The sequence below is a fragment of the Cyclobacteriaceae bacterium genome, from assembly GCA_030584025.1.
Classification (GTDB): domain Bacteria; phylum Bacteroidota; class Bacteroidia; order Cytophagales; family Cyclobacteriaceae; genus UBA2336.
Window position 1 is genome coordinate 954,244 of sequence record CP129487.1, and the last position, 16,323, is coordinate 970,566.

At 44.3% G+C, this 16,323-nt stretch carries 22 protein-coding genes; 18 read left to right on the forward strand and 4 right to left on the reverse strand.

Features of this window, described 5'->3' with window-relative positions; translation table 11 throughout:
- The first annotated feature begins 122 nt into the window (after positions 1–122).
- The 5 genes from ffh to QY309_04595 all read left to right on the forward strand — a co-directional run bounded on the left by ffh (position 123) and on the right by QY309_04595 (position 4,588).
- Complete coding sequence (ffh, locus tag QY309_04575) at positions 123–1,454, forward strand: signal recognition particle protein (GenBank protein WKZ60756.1); 1,332 nt, start codon at positions 123–125, stop codon at positions 1,452–1,454.
- A 146-nt stretch (positions 1,455–1,600) separates the two neighbouring features.
- The gene (locus tag QY309_04580; GenBank protein WKZ60757.1) at positions 1,601–2,146 is read left to right on the forward strand and encodes a DUF2911 domain-containing protein; all 546 of its coding nucleotides are present in this window, start codon (positions 1,601–1,603) and stop codon (positions 2,144–2,146) included.
- A 107-nt stretch (positions 2,147–2,253) separates the two neighbouring features.
- On the forward strand, positions 2,254–2,703 hold the full coding sequence (locus tag QY309_04585) for a RimK/LysX family protein (protein WKZ60758.1): 450 nt from the start codon (positions 2,254–2,256) through the stop codon (positions 2,701–2,703).
- The gene (gene rimK, locus QY309_04590; protein WKZ60759.1) at positions 2,700–3,611 is read left to right on the forward strand and encodes a 30S ribosomal protein S6--L-glutamate ligase; all 912 of its coding nucleotides are present in this window, start codon (positions 2,700–2,702) and stop codon (positions 3,609–3,611) included. The genes QY309_04585 and rimK overlap by 4 nt, the downstream gene beginning before the upstream one ends.
- Positions 3,608–4,588, forward strand: a complete 981-nt coding sequence (locus QY309_04595) for a succinylglutamate desuccinylase/aspartoacylase family protein (GenBank protein ID WKZ60760.1) — start codon at positions 3,608–3,610, stop codon at positions 4,586–4,588. Before rimK ends, QY309_04595 begins: the two co-directional genes overlap by 4 nt.
- Positions 4,589–4,620: 32 nt before the next feature.
- On the opposite strand, the gene QY309_04600 is transcribed toward QY309_04595, so the two are convergent.
- Together QY309_04600 and nhaA are read right to left on the reverse strand one after the other, a co-directional pair.
- Positions 4,621–5,100 (reverse strand): peptidylprolyl isomerase, encoded by a 480-nt coding sequence (locus tag QY309_04600; protein ID WKZ60761.1) that lies wholly within the window; start codon positions 5,098–5,100, stop codon positions 4,621–4,623.
- A gap of 101 nt (positions 5,101–5,201) precedes the next feature.
- Positions 5,202–6,527: a Na+/H+ antiporter NhaA gene (gene nhaA, locus QY309_04605; GenBank protein ID WKZ60762.1), complete on the reverse strand. Its 1,326-nt coding sequence runs from the start codon at positions 6,525–6,527 to the stop codon at positions 5,202–5,204.
- Positions 6,528–6,661: 134 nt separating this feature from the next.
- Between nhaA and galK the strand changes: the two genes are divergently transcribed.
- Together galK and QY309_04615 are read left to right on the forward strand one after the other, a co-directional pair.
- On the forward strand, positions 6,662–7,828 hold the full coding sequence (galK, locus tag QY309_04610; protein WKZ60763.1) for a galactokinase: 1,167 nt from the start codon (positions 6,662–6,664) through the stop codon (positions 7,826–7,828).
- Positions 7,829–7,919: 91 nt separating this feature from the next.
- Positions 7,920–11,141, forward strand: coding sequence for a CHAT domain-containing protein (locus QY309_04615; GenBank protein ID WKZ60764.1), 3,222 nt, complete (start codon positions 7,920–7,922; stop codon positions 11,139–11,141).
- 230 nt (positions 11,142–11,371) lie between these two features.
- On the opposite strand, the gene QY309_04620 is transcribed toward QY309_04615, so the two are convergent.
- Both QY309_04620 and QY309_04625 read right to left on the reverse strand, forming a co-directional pair.
- Positions 11,372–11,773 carry a hypothetical protein gene (locus tag QY309_04620; GenBank protein ID WKZ60765.1) on the reverse strand — a complete coding sequence of 134 codons (402 nt, stop codon included), beginning with the start codon at positions 11,771–11,773 and terminating at the stop codon, positions 11,372–11,374.
- Entirely contained in the window at positions 11,770–12,120 is a 351-nt protein-coding gene (locus QY309_04625; GenBank protein WKZ61681.1) for a helix-turn-helix transcriptional regulator, read from the reverse strand. The genes QY309_04620 and QY309_04625 overlap by 4 nt, the downstream gene beginning before the upstream one ends.
- A 130-nt stretch (positions 12,121–12,250) precedes the next feature.
- Between QY309_04625 and QY309_04630 the strand changes: the two genes are divergently transcribed.
- The 11 genes from QY309_04630 to QY309_04680 are packed head-to-tail and all read left to right on the forward strand — an operon-like array spanning position 12,251 to position 16,322.
- Complete coding sequence (locus tag QY309_04630; GenBank protein ID WKZ60766.1) at positions 12,251–12,574, forward strand: hypothetical protein; 324 nt, start codon at positions 12,251–12,253, stop codon at positions 12,572–12,574.
- Positions 12,575–12,624: 50 nt separating this feature from the next.
- Positions 12,625–13,026 carry a hypothetical protein gene (locus QY309_04635; protein WKZ60767.1) on the forward strand — a complete coding sequence of 134 codons (402 nt, stop codon included), beginning with the start codon at positions 12,625–12,627 and terminating at the stop codon, positions 13,024–13,026.
- A complete protein-coding gene (locus tag QY309_04640) occupies positions 13,023–13,274 on the forward strand; it encodes a hypothetical protein (protein ID WKZ60768.1) in 252 nt (83 codons plus the stop codon). The genes QY309_04635 and QY309_04640 overlap by 4 nt, the downstream gene beginning before the upstream one ends.
- Positions 13,271–13,603, forward strand: coding sequence for a hypothetical protein (locus QY309_04645; GenBank protein WKZ60769.1), 333 nt, complete (start codon positions 13,271–13,273; stop codon positions 13,601–13,603). Before QY309_04640 ends, QY309_04645 begins: the two co-directional genes overlap by 4 nt.
- The gene (locus QY309_04650) at positions 13,600–13,776 is read left to right on the forward strand and encodes a hypothetical protein (protein WKZ60770.1); all 177 of its coding nucleotides are present in this window, start codon (positions 13,600–13,602) and stop codon (positions 13,774–13,776) included. The genes QY309_04645 and QY309_04650 overlap by 4 nt, the downstream gene beginning before the upstream one ends.
- 5 nt (positions 13,777–13,781) lie before the next feature.
- Entirely contained in the window at positions 13,782–14,027 is a 246-nt protein-coding gene (locus QY309_04655) for a hypothetical protein (GenBank protein ID WKZ60771.1), read from the forward strand.
- Entirely contained in the window at positions 14,027–14,218 is a 192-nt protein-coding gene (locus QY309_04660) for a hypothetical protein (GenBank protein ID WKZ60772.1), read from the forward strand. Before QY309_04655 ends, QY309_04660 begins: the two co-directional genes overlap by 1 nt.
- Positions 14,218–14,463, forward strand: coding sequence for a hypothetical protein (locus QY309_04665; GenBank protein ID WKZ60773.1), 246 nt, complete (start codon positions 14,218–14,220; stop codon positions 14,461–14,463). Before QY309_04660 ends, QY309_04665 begins: the two co-directional genes overlap by 1 nt.
- Positions 14,429–14,692, forward strand: coding sequence for a hypothetical protein (locus QY309_04670; GenBank protein WKZ60774.1), 264 nt, complete (start codon positions 14,429–14,431; stop codon positions 14,690–14,692). The genes QY309_04665 and QY309_04670 overlap by 35 nt, the downstream gene beginning before the upstream one ends.
- The gene (locus tag QY309_04675; protein WKZ60775.1) at positions 14,689–14,910 is read left to right on the forward strand and encodes a hypothetical protein; all 222 of its coding nucleotides are present in this window, start codon (positions 14,689–14,691) and stop codon (positions 14,908–14,910) included. Before QY309_04670 ends, QY309_04675 begins: the two co-directional genes overlap by 4 nt.
- The gene (locus tag QY309_04680) at positions 14,910–16,322 is read left to right on the forward strand and encodes a hypothetical protein (GenBank protein ID WKZ60776.1); all 1,413 of its coding nucleotides are present in this window, start codon (positions 14,910–14,912) and stop codon (positions 16,320–16,322) included. Before QY309_04675 ends, QY309_04680 begins: the two co-directional genes overlap by 1 nt.
- Position 16,323 lies beyond the last annotated feature (1 nt).

Consider the following 16,323-nt stretch of genomic DNA (forward strand, 5'->3'; position numbering starts at 1 on the left):
CATTTTTCTAAGGCTAAAGATACTAAAATGAGGCTGTCAACACTTATTGGAATCTGATTTCCCTGTTATAAAATAGCGGTTAACTTTGCAGTCTATTATTAATAGATCAGAAATACATTTTTATGTTCGATAGTTTAAGTGTCAAGCTGGATAAGGCCTTTCAAACGCTGAAAGGGCAGGGGCGAATTACAGAAATCAACGTAGCCAGCACCATCAAGGAGATTCGCAAGGCACTTATTGATGCCGATGTGAATTACAAGGTTGCCAAAGAAGTTACGGATGAAATAAAGCAAAAGGCGCTGGGTCAGAATGTACTGACAGCCATTTCTCCGGGCCAGTTGCTGGTGAAAATCACCAACGATGAGCTGACTGAGTTGATGGGCAGCGAAAGTGTTGATATCAACGTAACGGGAAGTCCGGCTATTATTCTGATTGCCGGTTTGCAGGGTTCAGGTAAAACAACCTTTTCGGGTAAGCTGGCCAGCTACCTGAAAAAGCAGGGGCGGCAGGTGTTGCTGACGGCTTGTGATATCTATCGCCCGGCTGCGATCAATCAGTTAAAGGTGCTGGGTGAACAGGTTGGCGTTGAAGTCTATTCCGAACCTGAGAATAAAGACGCTGTAAAGATTGCCCGTGCTGCCATTGAACACGCGAAGAAAAATAATCACCGCATTGTGATTGTCGACACCGCGGGTCGTTTGGCGGTAGATGAAGAAATGATGAATGAGATTGCGCGTTTGAAAGAAGCGCTCAATCCTTCCGAAACGTTGTTCGTGGTTGACTCGATGACGGGTCAGGATGCGGTAAACACAGCCAAAGCATTTAACGACCGGTTGAATTTCGATGGTGTAGTGTTAACCAAACTCGATGGCGACTCGCGTGGTGGTGCAGCGCTTTCTATCCGCAGGGTTGTAGAGAAGCCGATTAAGTTTATCTCTACCGGTGAAAAAATGGAAGCAATTGATCGCTTCTATCCCGACCGTATGGCGGGCCGGATTCTCGGCATGGGCGATGTGGTTTCGCTGGTAGAAAAGGCACAGCAAACCTTTGACGAAGACGAAGCAAAGCGACTGAATGCCAAGCTGCGTAAAAATCAATTTGATCTGAGTGATTTTCTGACCCAGTTGGAGCAGATCAAAAAGATGGGTAACATGAAAGACCTGTTAGGCATGATACCTGGCGTTGGCAAAGCAATGAAGGGCGTTGATATAGATGACAATGCATTCAAGCCCATTGAATCCATCATTCGTTCCATGACACCGGAAGAGCGACAGAATCCGGATGTAATCAACGGCAGCCGCAAAAACCGGATCGCCAAAGGCAGCGGCACATCGGTACAGCAGGTTAACCAATTGTTAAAACAATTTGGTGACATGCGTAAAATGATGAAAACCATGAATAAAATGGGGGGTGGCAAGCGCGCGTTGTCGGCCATCAATCCATTTGGCCGTTAATTGAATTTTTTTGTGTAAGTTTCACCATTGGTAAAACCTAATTCCCCGAATTGTCGTTTTACCCTTAGTTTACAGGTCGAATTGAAGTGCTCCGGATTTTTCCGGGGCACTTTTTCTATTAACATATAAACCAAAACGTAATCGCTATGAAAACACGTACACTGATTGCTGCTGTTGCACTGCTGCTGTTTGCTTTAGTTGAAGATGTAGCAGCTCAGAAATTTCCTGGGGTGGATGCGAGTCCTGCAGACATTGCTTATTTCCGTCCCGATGGCCGTAATTCAGATCCGGTTATCAAAGTAATCTATGGTCGTCCTTCAAAGAAAGGCAGAACCATGCTCGGTGGAACGGAAGCCTATGGAAAAGTATGGCGCACCGGTGCCAATGAAACTACGGAAATCAAATTATTTAAGGATGTTACGTTTGGCGATAAGACCTTAAAGGCTGGAACCTACTCCTTATATACTATTCCCGACAAAAACGAGTGGACGATCATCTTCAATTCGAAGTTGGATACCTGGGGCGCTTATGCTTATGATGAGACTAAAGATGTTGCCCGGATTAAGGTCGCGGCTGGCAAAACTGAATCAGAAGTAGAGACCTTCACTATTGTGTTTGATGGAAAAGGCGATAATGCTACGATGAACCTGGCTTGGGAGAACACGTTGGTGAAGATTCCCTTGAAATATTAATGAATTAATTTTTGGATAATATGCAGGTAGGGCGATTCCATTTTTTGGGATCGCCTTTTTTTATTACCCTGAAAAGACGTAGTTTACTTCAGTAACAATTATTGTAAATGCATACGTTAGGTCGTTCCGATCGGGTTGATCTGCCCGGATTGGGGTTGTACAACATACACGCCAAAATCGACACAGGCGCTTATACGAGCAGCCTGCATTGCTCGCGTGCTGAAGTAAAAAATGGCGTACTGGAGTTTGTGCTGCTTGATGATGAGCATCCGGAATTTACCGGGATGGTGTTTTACTTTAAAGAATTTGAAACCCGGCTGATTAAAAATTCCTTTGGGGTGGCTGAGCATCGGTACATCATAAAGACAACGATTAAGATTTTTGAGGAGGAAATGCAGACTGAATTTTCGCTAAGCGATAGGGATGCGCTTCGTTTTCCTATTTTATTGGGACGTAAGATTTTACGTAACCGTTTTGTGATAGATGTAACTAAAAAAAATCTATCTTACCGGAATAAGAAAAAAAGGTTTCCAAATCGTAACACCGATTCTTCATGAACATTGCCATACTTTCCCGCGATTCCAAGTTATATTCTACCAGGCGAATTAAGGAAGCTGGTGAAAAACGCGGCCATAATGTGGAGATTATCGATCACATGAAATGTGTGCTTTTTATTGAAAAGAAAAATCCAGTGGTCTTATACCAGGGCCGCAGGTTGGATTACTTCGATGCGATCATTCCACGTATTGGTGCTTCCGTTACCTTTTATGGTGCTGCGGTGGTGCGGCAATTTGAGATGATGAAAGTTTTTTCAGCCATTGAATCACAAGCCCTTATTCGCTCACGCGATAAATTGCGAAGCTTGCAGATTCTTTCACGTGCGGGTTTAGGCTTACCAAAAACGATTTTCATGGATTACTCCCGCGATACGGAAGGCATCATTGAAGCAGTAGGTGGCGCGCCCGTTGTCATTAAGTTGCTGGAAGGCACGCAGGGACTTGGCGTAGTATTGGCAGAAAATAAGAAGGCGGCTCAATCGGTTATTGAAGCCTTTCATGGCTTACATGCGCGCATTATTGTGCAGGAGTTTATCAAAGAAGCGAAAGGCACGGACATCCGTGCGTTTGTGGTGGATGGTGAAGTGGTAGGCGCTATGAAACGTGAAGCCACGCGCGATGGTGAGTTCAGATCCAACCTGCACCGTGGAGGGAAAGCCACGGTTGTCAAACTTTCACGCGCTGAAAAATCGGCTGCTGTTGCCGCTGCAAAAAAAATGGGCCTGGGTATAGCTGGCGTTGATCTGTTGCCCTCTAAACGTGGTCCACTCATTGTTGAAGTAAATTCATCACCAGGTCTTGAAGGCATTGAAGGTGCCACCAAGCTCGATATAGCCGGAAAGATCATTCAGTACCTGGAGAAACATGCCGGGAAAAAGAAAATTCAGAAAGATAAAGTGAACGCATGAAGCTTGTTCGTATCGCCAATGAGGAAATCCGGCCCGGTGAGTTTAAGGAGATTAAAATCAACGTGGCACGTTTGCCATCGCAAACTTTAATCGATACTCCGATTTATGTTTCACGAGGCATGGAAGATGGTCCGGTGCTGGCATTAATGGCCGGCATGCATGGCGATGAAATTAACGGATTGGAAATTGTGCGCAGGATTTTGGATGGCGGGCTACATCAACCCAAGCGTGGAACCGTTGTGTGCATGCCTATTATTAATGTATACGGATTTTTAAATTTCTCACGCGAAGTGCCCGATGGGAAAGATGTGAACCGTTCTTTTCCCGGAAGCAAAAACGGATCGTTGGCCAGTCGCGTGGCGTGGCATGTTACACACGATATTATTCCATTTATTGATTACGGCATTGATTTTCATACGGGTGGTGCCATGCGCACCAACTATCCGCAGGTGCGTGCCGTACTAAACAATGAAAAGAACATGGAGCTGGCCAATGCCTTCCGTGCACCGTTTACCTTGGATGCACCCTTTCGTCCCAGTTCATTACGCAAAGAAGCGGCAAAGAAGGGCAAGAACATAATTGTGTATGAAGGCGGTGAGTCGTTACGATTTGATCAGCAAGCCATAGAGGAAGGGATAGCCGGAACGCTGCGGTTGATGCATCACCTGAACATGATCGACTGGTCACCCGAGCCGAAGGAGGAGAATCGCATCATCTGGAGTTCGGGTTGGGTGCGCGCAAAACATGCCGGATTGTTTCATGCCAATGTTTCATGTGGGCAGTTGGTGCACAAGGGTGAATGGGTTGGCACCATTACCGATCCGTTTGGTACAGCAAAGGAAAAAGTGATTGCCAGCGAAACCGGATACATCATCGGGTTGAATAACATTCCGGTTGTTAATGCCGGAGATGCGTTGATGCACCTTGGCATGGATAACTTTTGCAAGATGAGCAACAAAAAGAAAGAGGAAGAATAACTTCTTCCTCTTTAGCGTCATAATCAAAATTCCTAGTGGTGATGTCCGCCCGGTCCGTGTACGTGGCCATGAGCCAGTTCATCTGATGTTGCGTTGCGCACTTCCATCACTTCTACATCAAAGTTGAGTTCAACTCCGGCTAATGGATGGTTGCCATCAACGGTAACGCTTTCCAATCCAACTTCAGTAATGGTTACAATTTGAGCTCCCTGACTGGTTTGTGCCTGAAACTGCATGCCTGGTCTTACTTCCTGATCACCAAAAGCAGTGCGGGGTACTTTTTGCATAAGGGAGTCGTTACGCTCACCATATCCTTTTTCAGGACTTACTTTAATATCCAGTTTATCACCTTTCTGTTTACCTTCCAGTCCTTCTTCCATACCCGGAATCAGGTTGCCGATGCCTTGAATGTAGTGCAATGGATCTTTTCCAATACTGGAATCAAGTACATTACCCTGGTTATCACGTAAGGTATAATGAATGGAAACTACGGTGTTTTTTGCGATTTGCATGATGTGTTTTTTAAGTGATGATTACGGTTAAACGGGCAGAAAAGCGATCAACTGAGCGGGAGACTGCCGATGTGAATAATTTACTGCAAAAATAAACAATTTCACTGGCTATCACCGGATTTAGGCAGCGTCTTTTTCAACAGTAAAAAGCCCACTGCGCCTGCCAGTATGGAGGCGGAAAGTACACCTACTTTTGCCTCGAGAATAACATCGGGCGATCGAAAGGCGAGATTGGTAATGAATAACGACATGGTAAAGCCTATACCTGCCAGCATACCCACTCCGTATAAATTTTTAAACGACATGTCGGAAGGCAGTTGAGCCCATCCCATTTTTAACGTAAACCAACTTACGCCCACTACGCCTATAAATTTTCCAATCAGTAATCCAAAAAATACACCCAGGCTAACGGGCGTAATCGCTTCAGAAAAGGAAATTCCCTTTAGCGATATACCGGCATTTGCCAAGGCGAAGATCGGCATCACGATAAACAATACAATTGGGTGAAGTGCGTGCTCCAAACGTTGTAGGGGAGTGGAAGCTGCACGCGTTAATTTTTTGATTTTCTCAACCACATGAAGTTGCTCGGGTTCCAACAGCGTAACATCGTTAGGGGGAATGGCTTCGAACTCTTTCACATAATTTCTGAGTCGGGTAGCAAAACCCACTTCATCAATTTTTGTCCGTGCCGGAATGGTGAGCGCAGCCAACACACCCGCCACCGTGGCATGCACACCCGACATGAGAAAGGCGAGCCATAATCCACCGATACCCACGATTCCATAAAACAAGGTGCTGCGTACCCCCAGGTAGTTGGCCGTCATTAACGTGATCATGAACACGGCACCTGTTGCCAGGTTTAAAAATGAGATTTCGGATGTGTAAAAAATGGCAATAACCAACACGGCACCGAGGTCATCGGCAATGGCTAATGCAGTTAAAAATATTTTTACTGATAAGGGTACACGATCACCAAGCAAAGAAAGGATACCCAGCGCAAAGGCAATGTCTGTGGCCATGGGAATTCCCCAACCGCTTGAAGAAGGTTTATCATAGTTGAAGCAGGCAAAGATGAGTGCAGGTGCAAGCATACCACCAACGGCTGCGGCTAAGGGTAAAACGGCATTGCGTGGTGAAGCCAATTCGCCACCCATAATTTCGCGCTTCAGTTCAAGGCCTACCACAAAGAAGAACATGGCCATCAGTCCATCGTTAATCCAGTGGTGAAGGGTGTTGGAAATGGTGTAGCCAGCTATGCCAACGGTAAATTCATGTTCCCAGAAATGATGAAACTCATCGTGCCAGGGCGAGTTGGAAAGAATTAAGGCAGCAATAGAACACAACAGCAGAAAAATACCCGCGGTTGATTCGTTTTTGATGAAGCTGTTGAAGGGTTTTAGTAAATGATCAATGGCTTCGAGTTTCATCGTTTGCTTGAGTTGGTGTCAAAAAAATCAGATCGAACATACGAAAAAAATTATTCATACAAGTGTGATGTATGCTGTTGTGCTGTGGTTTCAATTGATGTGAAGCTTTATATTTAGGCACTTATATTCCAGATATGATGAATACGTTAATTACGAAACTTCATAACGCATTTGAAGAATCATTTCACGGAAATCCGCTTATCGTTCGGTCGCCCGGCCGGATCAATATAATCGGAGAGCATACGGATTATAACGAAGGCTTTGTGTTGCCGGCTGCCATTGATAAAGCGGCATACATCGGCATTACACTTCGCGATGATGATGAGATTCATTTGAAGGCGCTTGACTTCAATGAATCGTTCTGCGTTAACGTAGCCGATATGCAGCCGGTTGCCGGTAACAGTTGGCCGAATTACATACTTGGTTCTGCGGCCCAGTTTATAAAAAGAGGAATCCGACTGCGTGGTTTTAATGCAGTGCTCGTTAGCGATATTCCCATTGGTGCGGGTATGTCTTCATCAGCTGCAGTAGAATGTGCCACTGTTTTTGGGTTGAATGAAGTTTTGCGCACCAACCTGGATAAACTGACGATGGTGAAAATGACTCAAAAAGCCGAACATGAATATGCCGGAGTAATGTGTGGGATCATGGATCAGTTTGCTTCCATGATGGGTAAGAAGGATCATGTGATAAAACTGGATTGTCGTTCACTGGCGTATGCGTATGTGCCCTTTAAACTTGATGGGGTTAAAGTGGTATTGTTAAACACCAATGTCAAACATTCGTTGGCTTCATCGGAATATAATACGCGAAGAACAGAGTGTGAGCAAGCGGTAGCATGGGTTCGGGCGCATGAGCCTCGTGTAAATTCCTTGCGTGATGTCACGGAAGCAATGCTGGATGCATACGTTTTGCCAAAAGATAAATTGATTGATAGACGCAGCCGGTTTGTTGTTCAAGAAATACAACGACTGCTTACCGGATGTGAGGATCTTCAGCAAGGAAATTTGAGGGCGTTGGGAAAAAAAGTGTTTGAAACACATGATGGGCTACGAAATATGTATGCGGTTAGTTGCAAGGAGCTTGATTGGTTGGTGGACCGGGTAAGGGACAATGAAGCGGTGATTGGTGCCCGAATGATGGGTGGGGGGTTTGGTGGTTGTACTGTAAACCTTGTGTATGAGCATGCAATTGACGAACTGGTATCCTCATTGAAACGTGAATATGAAGCTGAAATGAAATTGCCACTGACGCATTATGTGGCATCTGTTGAAAGTGGGACGGAAATTGTTAAAGCATAATTAAAAAAATATTGAAGTTATTTTTCGAAAAAACTTCAATTCATTGTTAAGATTGACTCAATTTCCTTTTTTTAAAGGTTTAATGCATACCATGAAGTCGATTTTCGTTTTTATTTCCCTCTTTCTTTGTTTTTACATTCTCTCTGCCCAGGATAATCGTTGGCAAAAAGCCGCTGATGATTTCCTTAAGACGCAAATGCAACAGGATGATTTATTTGAGGGGTATGATCGTTTACGCGAATTGTTTGACATATTATCATTGAATGAACAGCAAAGTAATGATCCGCATTTGTCGTATTTGCGGGCCGTTTGGGCAGCCGAGTTTGCGGAAGAAACGGAGTCTCTAACAAATCTGTTAAAGCGTTTTGAAAGCGATTCTGTCCGTAGCGCTGTAGCCCTGATGGATTATGCTACATCGCATGGCGACCGATATTCAGAAAGGGATACCGTTCTGCTAGTCTATATGGAAAAAGCGCTGGCATTATTTGAAGACGCTAAACTGGATTCTTCGTATTTGTTTATCCAATCACTTATGGATTATGCTTCCATGCTGAATCAAAAGCATCAAGTACATGATCGATTACGAATATTAAATCGGGCCCTTTTACTAGCTGAGTCAAAACTTGGGGTTGAACATCCACTATATGCAGATTTACTTGAAGCTATTGCCGGCCACTATATATCCATTGGTGAACTCGAGCTGTCTGTCAGATTCAAAGAGAGGGCTGATCAGAACAGGCGAAATTTTCTAGGCGTGAATCAACCGTATCGCTTGTTGTTTGAACGTAAGGAAAAGAGCCCGGTTGAAATTTTGCATGAAGTTCAAGAAGCTGATATCATCCGGAAAGCCTGGTTATATCAGTATAGCAATTGGCTTGGTGATCAATATGCTAACCGGGTAAGTCCTTATCGGAAATGGCTGGCTTCCAACCTTTACACCGATTGGATTAATCATACCTCAGATGTGAAAGGAGCGTACGCGTTGAGTGACATCAAAGTGTTAATCCATAAGGGCCAACTGGAAATGGATAATGCAAATTACAAGGAAGCTATCCAAACTTTTCGAAGTTCTAAGCAACGAATCGAAAACCTGCTCAAATCAACATCGGATACTGACAACCAAATAGCCTATTACAATACCCTTAACCTGTTGGGCTGTGCTTATTATGCAGACAGTAATTATACCGAGGCAGCCCAATGGTTTGAACAATTGCAGAATCACTTTTTGAAGAGCAGGTTTAGCGCTTATGAATGGACGGTGAAGGTTTCGCACAACCGTATTCTGGCGCTTTCAAAATCTTCTGATCCTTCACGAGTTAAAGAAATTCTGAAACAATTTGTTGAAAAACCAAAGGGAATAAATATTGATTTTGATTGGCGTGAAAGAACGGAGCTTTATGGTGATATGATGTTTCGCCTTAAGGAATATAAGTCGGCATTGGTGTTGTATACAGATGTCTATAAGCATGAGTGGCAAGAAGGCTACGAATCTCGTACACAACAAAAGGAGGAGTTAGCTGAGATAGAGATAATTCAAACCTATGGCGATGAAAATATGGTATTGGATATCGGTTCGGAAGCAGCTGTGATGATGATGTATGATGATACCTTTAAACCTTACGGACCGGATTACCGAAAATTGTTGAGAAAACTGTCAGCCACTTCCATTTTGGCAGGCCATCCCCAGCAAGCCATACAGCACAGCGGAGAATATATTAATGAGTACTATCACGAACGTGAGTCGGTTGCACTGTTTCAAGAACTGGGCGGCAAAACCGATTTGCTGGATATCTATGAACAGAAAGAGGCGTTATTTCCGGTTTACGATTGGTTTCTCGAAGGCATACTCAGCGATACTATTTCAGAAAAGGATGTAATCATTGATAATAAGAAACGTGCATTTGCCCATGCGCTCGATGCCAAGGTCAATCTGTTGTATCAGTATCGACATATGCGCAAGGCACTGGAGAGTAGTAAAGATGAGTCGCTTAAGAAATCCTATGAGCAGTTTAAGGAACTTCAACAGCAGTATGCAAGACAAAAATCTGCCAATGCTTCTCAGGAGGAATTGGAGCAGTTGAAAATTGAGCTGGATACGCTTCGGGCTTCCTTATCTTATAAAACCGCTCTTGTTGCAGCACCCTCTGAAAAGTTTGTGTTTTGGCAGCAGGTAAAGGAAAAATTAAAACAACGCGAAGCGGTTGTGGAAATTAAACGCTTTAAAGCACTTGCGAATGATCAGGTAGTTTATGCTGCATTCATCATCAAGCCCGATTCGGAATACCCGGAAATTATCTTCTTACAAAACGGTGAGTTTTTGGAAGGTCGTGGATTGAAAAAATATCAAAACTCCATTCAGGCCCGGATTGAAGATCGCATCAGTTATTATGATTATTGGAAGCCGATTCAGGAATATTTAAAGGGTGTTCGAAAAGTTTTTCTTTCGCCTGACGGGGTATATGCACAGATAAATGTGCATGCCCTGTTCAATCCCGATAAAGGCAATTACCTGATTGATGACTTAACGGTTTACCAAATTGTGAGCGCCAAAGAATTGCCATCAGCAACTAACATTCGCAGAAAGGTTAAAAAAGCTATGTTGATGGGCAGACCGGCTTATTATATAAATGACTATAATAAGCAGGAGGTATTTGATAATGCTGAAACGTATCCTGAGCGCGCGATTACACATGCGCAGATTGCATCGGGTAATGTGAGTGATTTGCCCCGAACTGAAAAAGAAGTGGAAAGCGTAGCCACATCCCTAAAGAAGAACCGCGTGGCTGTGGAACAATACCTAGGCGCAGAGGCAACGGAAGAAGCCTTTAAAAAATCTAAACCTGATATTTTACATGTGGCCACACATGGATTTTGGTTTAAGGAGCAAGAAGCAGCACGTGCAGATGCGATGTTTAATTCCGGGTTGTTGTTTGCGGGAGTGATGAATCAACAGGAGCAAGGTATAACCGATTCAAATGACGGAGTTCTCACCGCCTATGAAGTTCAGGGAATGAATCTGGAAGGCACGCAATTGGCTGTGTTATCGGCATGTGAAACAGGGTTGGGTCATGTAGAAGTGGGAGAGGGAGTTTTTGGATTACAACGCGCATTCAAAATTGCCGGGGTGGAGAAACTTATAATGAGCCTATGGAAGGTGGATGATGAAGCTACCCGACTTTTGTTTGAATCGTTTTATAAAAATTGGATGACTGGCAAGCGCAGCATTGAAGAGGCATTTCAGTTGGCACAGCAGGAAATTAAAAAGGTGTATAAAGATCCCTATTATTGGGGAGCGTTTGTTTTGGTTAATTAGAAGCGCCATCATTCCGTACAATTCAACTTTACTAGCTGCAAAGAGGGTTTCGACCCGTTGGTTAGGGAAAAACAAAAAAGCCCCAGAAAACTTCTGAGGCTTTTGTACCCGGAGCCGGAGTCGAATACACTAACTCCTTTGGAATATCAAAATTTGATATGATTTTGGCCTTTACTGATGCTTTTAAGTGCCTGATTTTGGGCATGTTTGACACACTTTTATGGCACACTTTAGTACCGTATGCTATACATCGAATATGCCTTAAAGTACTCGTAAAGCATGGCACGGTCCCAAGCTGCAATCGACTTAAAATATTCTTCGTACAACCGACCGTAATCGTTAGGTATGCACAAGTAATAGGTGTTGCTCCACAGCTTCGATTTTGCTATAACAAGTGTGCCCGCTACCTCATTGGTTGATGTGCGCAGTACTTGCTTAAAATTAAATTCGTAGTTCGTATTGAAAGCATAATCAAAGGCATCTTTTATAGCGTAGCCGGTTTTGATATCTAAACCCTTTTCAACTGTTTCTTTATAGCCTTTGGTAATGTAATTGTATTCCTCCTGGGTGGTGGGTGCTACCTGTGCTAAAGAAAGAACAGGAAACGCGATCAAAAATAACAGTGCCTTCATATTGCCGTATTTAGCTTTTTTAGCATGGTAAAAAGGTTGTTAAGCGTCTCAATGCTGCCGTCAAGTTCTACAACAACCGAAACCTTTGCCGACTTACTTTTACTGTAAAATGTTGCCGGTTCCTCCAACATAGTAGGGTTGGATTTATACTGATAAAAATGATCAACCGTTTCGCCCAATGCACGGGCAATAGTTTCCAGTCGATCAGACGGTATGCGATCTTTATAATCGTTCTCATACCGGTGGATCGTGTTCAGTGGAAATCCGGTTTTCTCAGCCAACTGCGTTTGGTTCAAACCTTTCGATTCCCGCAGCTTTTTCATTATATCTCCTAATTCAAGGGGCATCATGCAAAAATTTTCAACAAAATTAAGAAGCTGAAAATCAACTGTTTAATAAAAAAATTAGCATTTATAAGAAATAATTTTTGAAATATGCAAAATACCTGCCATGTTTGGACAATCAAACACAACACACATGGCCAAAGTCATTCCCATCTCAAAAAAAGGCAAGGCAAAGCACAAGTATAAGTACACCCTGAATGAGCAAGTGGGTTCATTGCCTCGCGCAACATCCATCGGTGATGTTGTGAAGCATTTGCAGGATTATGGAATAAGTCAAAACGAATTTTATGCCGATCGCAAAATTCCTTTCGGTGCTAAATCTTCCATCCCGTCCGATCGCCTGTTTATCTACGCCCGCGTGTTCGATTGCAACGTGGAAGATTTACTGAACCACGACATACCGCAGGCTGAATCAATCCGCCAAAAACGATTGAAGGTTAAAACTTCTTTGAAGTAAAAAATTTTGCCCACAAGTGTAGAAATTTTTCCACGTAGAATTTTCACCCTATGAACGCAAACCGAATAATAACCACACTGGCTACCATTAAAGGCCAATTGCAGCGTAAGCAGTATTGCAGCCCCGAACAATTGCGCGTGCTACGCAAAGCACGGGCCAAATGGCAAAAGCGCCTCGATAATCTTATTAACACACCAACACCGGCAAGCCAGGTAAAAAAGCACACGCCACAGTTACCGCTGGGCCTTGCCCTGGTGTTGGGCGTGTTAATGCTTGCCTGCCAGCCAAAAAGCAAAGTAACCACACCCGATACGCTCAGTGATGCTGAATTGGTGGCTACAATCCAACACAGCAAACAGGATCATGCAACACGCATTTATAAAATCAAAAGCACGAATTGCTTTGTGAGTATTACCAATAATCGATCATCCATTTCATGCCCCTGCCAATGACTGTAAACATTACACCAAACCCACGCCTGCACGAACAAACCATTGATGTGCTGGCCCTGTTTCAACGCACCGGCAGGTACGATTTAAAGCAGTTTTTGCACGTGCTCAATCAGCACGAAGATCGACACAACATTTATCGCAGCTCAATGGAGCAACTGATTAACAACCCAAAAAGCAAATACCATTTACTGTATTCGCTTAGTGGTGCCATACACTTTCAGGGTAAAATTTTAAACGCACAGCCATGACAACCATACAACAACAAATCAGCTTTGTAGAAGCCCTGCGCGATAGCTTTGATAACAACCAGCGCGAAGCCATGCAAAACACCTACCCGCCAAGTGTGGTGGCTGAGCTGCTGCGCGACATACACGAAAATTTGGTTGCCGTAAAACAGTTGCAGTTGGCTCAAACGCCAAAACTATGTAACGACTGCAACCAACCGGTAAAACCCAACCATGCCATACACTTTGCAACGGATGGCGACAAAGTTTTAGTGCATAGGGGTGAGTATGTGTGCGAACGCTGCACCGAACTGCGCAAATTGAAAACTGAAAACCATCACACACAGCTATGAACAACGGGGCTTCTGTAATAAAAGTAACGGTTGACAAGGTTGATGGTGTTGCCAATACCAAAATTGATTTAACCCAAGCCAACATGACTACTTACGAACTGATTGGTGTGTTGGAAATGATTAAGCAAGATTTAATAAAAGCAAGTCGCGAACGTGCTAAACAAAAAACCTAAACCACATGAACTTTTTACGATACCTGCGCCTGGGCAACTTTTGGTATTACAATGGCGTGTTCGCCATGCTGGTAATAGTGTTGCTGGTTATTTTTTACGTGTTGAAACTGGATGCCATTTTTTGGATAGCCATTTACTTGTACGCATCCTTACTTTTTGCCACGTTAATCGGCAACCTATTTCGCTGGCTGCAATACAAGCGATACAACCGGGCATACAAATTTTACAACGACAAAACCCGGTACAACTAATGACTAAACGGCAACGGCTTTTGCTGGTGGTAAAACAATTTGCTGAACGTGAATTGATCAACAATGTGCAGCAATGGGATTACATACAGGTACAGGCTTACACACACAAAATTGAAGCACTGAAAAACCGAATACCTAAACCCGTTGCACAGCCACCACGCATAAGCAGCCAACGTAAACTTTTTTATTGATGCAAGAACCCAAACGCCCGGCAAAAATATACCTCGATCAAAAAACAAAGATCAACGGTATTGAAGTGGGCCACACATACGAAGGAGTAATTTATTTGATACACCACTATGAACACATCTTAGCCATAGCCACCCCACAGCAAATGAACGACAAAGCGCGCACCGATTGCGCCAAGCTGATCGAAAACCTGAAAATCCACAAAGAATTATATGAGCAAAGCAATAACACCAAACCCGGCAACTGAAACACCTGAAGCCATCCGCGCCAGGCAGTTGGCCATCATTACGCATCGCATTGAAACGGTGGTGGGGTACCGCAACATGGTACAACACCAACCGTTGCGGGCCGTGCTCGACAAAGAACGGTACGACCGTGTGGTGCAAATGCTTTGGGATGAATACCAATTTAAACCTGAACCCATCGACAGCATTAAAGACATCGCATACATTTTACAAAAACGCATAAACCCATGAAAAAGAAGTACGCAAAAATTACCCACGTTGATGGCACCACACACCTGATGCCCCTCGCTGGTTCGGCACTAAACATAGGCCAGCCGTTAAACGCACCTGAAAATATTGGTTCAGCCCTGCGCATTGCAAACACCGGCTATTGCCCCGATGCGAAAGCCCCACAACCGGTAATTGTGCCGCCTGCGCAAATAAAATCGGTACAACTAATTGAACAATAATGTACGATCAACACGAATACGAAAAAGTAAAAGCCTTTATGCAAGCCAAACGAACTACCATTTTAATCGGGTGCCCCATACACACCAGCCAGCTTGAACACAAAACCGCAAGCGCTATTCACTTTCCAAGTAACCGCACCGACCTGGACATACTGAAAATTTTCAGCACCAGCAGTTTGCTGGCCACCAACTTTAACCGCATATGGAGCACCGCCCTTAACTACAATGCCGAACGCCCGCAAGAAAAGCACATCAAATGGTTTTTTCTGCTACATGGCGACATTGTGCCCGAACCAAATTGGGTTGATAAACTGATTGCCCTGGCCGAAAAGCACGAAACCGATTTACTCAGCGTAGTGGTGCCGTTTAAAGATCAAAGCGGGCTAACCAGTACCGCGTTAGGTAGTCCGGATCCATTCAACATTGTTAGCCGCCTAACCATGCACCAGGTAATGGAGCTGCCGCCAACCTTTGGCGCTTCAGACTTGCACAAATACTTTCGGATGGCTGAGGCACCGGTGGCTGAGGCACTCGAAGCCACCGAATACCCCATACTTGTTAACTCAGGGTGCATCATTGTAAACATGCAAATGCCTTATGCGCGCAGCCTGTATTTTACCATTAACGACCACATCCGCACCGATAAGCAAGGCCGGTTGTACCCCGTAACCGATCCGGAAGATTGGTTTTTTAGTCGCCTAATACAAAGCTATGGCGGCAAAGTAATGGCCACCCGCGAAGTAGAAGTTGCACACGTAGGCCAGCGCAATTACAACAACAACCAGGTGTGGGGTGCCACGTGGGATGATCACTATACCAACCAATTAACCAATAACCCTATGAACGGAACCATTTGGAGCCTCGAAGAAGCCAAAACCCTGCATGTACACTCGCCCGGCCTTGCGCATTGGCTTTGCGCAAATTTAAGTGCGCAACAACCCGTGTTTGATTTTGGGTGTGGCATTGGCCGGTACTTAAAAGCCCTGGAAGATAACGGCTTTACCGAAGTAATGGGTTACGAAGGCACACCCGGCATAAAGCAAATAGCCGTAACCGATGCCGTTGAAGAATTTGACATTACTAAAATGCACACCATAAAGCCAAAAAACATCATGCGTGGCCAGGTGTTGTGCATTGAAGTGCTGGAGCACATACGCCCGGAAGATGAAAGCAACGTGCTGGATACACTAACCAATTTTTGCAACAGCACATTGGTATTAAGTTGGGCCATTGAAGGGCAAAACGGCCACGGCCACATCAATTGCCGCAATGCCGACTACGTAGTACCAACCGTTGAAGCCCGTGGCTTTAAAATAGATTTTGTGCGCACCATGCAGGCACGCGCAGCAGCCGCATGTTCGCCAACACTGGCGTTTTTCAATCAATCGTTGTACGTGTTTAACCGGGTGTAGC

Bases quoted from the DNA above. Each gene is read 5' to 3' on its own strand.
- ffh (WKZ60756.1), top strand. From the start codon at position 123: ATGTTCGATAGTTTAAGTGTCAAGCTGGATAAGGCCTTTCAAACGCTG.
- QY309_04580 (WKZ60757.1), top strand. From the start codon at position 1,601: ATGAAAACACGTACACTGATTGCTGCTGTTGCACTGCTGCTGTTTGCT.
- QY309_04585 (WKZ60758.1), top strand. From the start codon at position 2,254: ATGCATACGTTAGGTCGTTCCGATCGGGTTGATCTGCCCGGATTGGGG.
- rimK (WKZ60759.1), top strand. From the start codon at position 2,700: ATGAACATTGCCATACTTTCCCGCGATTCCAAGTTATATTCTACCAGG.
- QY309_04595 (WKZ60760.1), top strand. From the start codon at position 3,608: ATGAAGCTTGTTCGTATCGCCAATGAGGAAATCCGGCCCGGTGAGTTT.
- QY309_04600 (WKZ60761.1), bottom strand. From the start codon at position 5,100: ATGCAAATCGCAAAAAACACCGTAGTTTCCATTCATTATACCTTACGT.
- nhaA (WKZ60762.1), bottom strand. From the start codon at position 6,527: ATGAAACTCGAAGCCATTGATCATTTACTAAAACCCTTCAACAGCTTC.
- galK (WKZ60763.1), top strand. From the start codon at position 6,662: ATGATGAATACGTTAATTACGAAACTTCATAACGCATTTGAAGAATCA.
- QY309_04615 (WKZ60764.1), top strand. From the start codon at position 7,920: ATGAAGTCGATTTTCGTTTTTATTTCCCTCTTTCTTTGTTTTTACATT.
- QY309_04620 (WKZ60765.1), bottom strand. From the start codon at position 11,773: ATGAAGGCACTGTTATTTTTGATCGCGTTTCCTGTTCTTTCTTTAGCA.
- QY309_04625 (WKZ61681.1), bottom strand. From the start codon at position 12,120: ATGCCCCTTGAATTAGGAGATATAATGAAAAAGCTGCGGGAATCGAAA.
- QY309_04630 (WKZ60766.1), top strand. From the start codon at position 12,251: ATGGCCAAAGTCATTCCCATCTCAAAAAAAGGCAAGGCAAAGCACAAG.
- QY309_04635 (WKZ60767.1), top strand. From the start codon at position 12,625: ATGAACGCAAACCGAATAATAACCACACTGGCTACCATTAAAGGCCAA.
- QY309_04640 (WKZ60768.1), top strand. From the start codon at position 13,023: ATGACTGTAAACATTACACCAAACCCACGCCTGCACGAACAAACCATT.
- QY309_04645 (WKZ60769.1), top strand. From the start codon at position 13,271: ATGACAACCATACAACAACAAATCAGCTTTGTAGAAGCCCTGCGCGAT.
- QY309_04650 (WKZ60770.1), top strand. From the start codon at position 13,600: ATGAACAACGGGGCTTCTGTAATAAAAGTAACGGTTGACAAGGTTGAT.
- QY309_04655 (WKZ60771.1), top strand. From the start codon at position 13,782: ATGAACTTTTTACGATACCTGCGCCTGGGCAACTTTTGGTATTACAAT.
- QY309_04660 (WKZ60772.1), top strand. From the start codon at position 14,027: ATGACTAAACGGCAACGGCTTTTGCTGGTGGTAAAACAATTTGCTGAA.
- QY309_04665 (WKZ60773.1), top strand. From the start codon at position 14,218: ATGCAAGAACCCAAACGCCCGGCAAAAATATACCTCGATCAAAAAACA.
- QY309_04670 (WKZ60774.1), top strand. From the start codon at position 14,429: ATGAGCAAAGCAATAACACCAAACCCGGCAACTGAAACACCTGAAGCC.
- QY309_04675 (WKZ60775.1), top strand. From the start codon at position 14,689: ATGAAAAAGAAGTACGCAAAAATTACCCACGTTGATGGCACCACACAC.
- QY309_04680 (WKZ60776.1), top strand. From the start codon at position 14,910: ATGTACGATCAACACGAATACGAAAAAGTAAAAGCCTTTATGCAAGCC.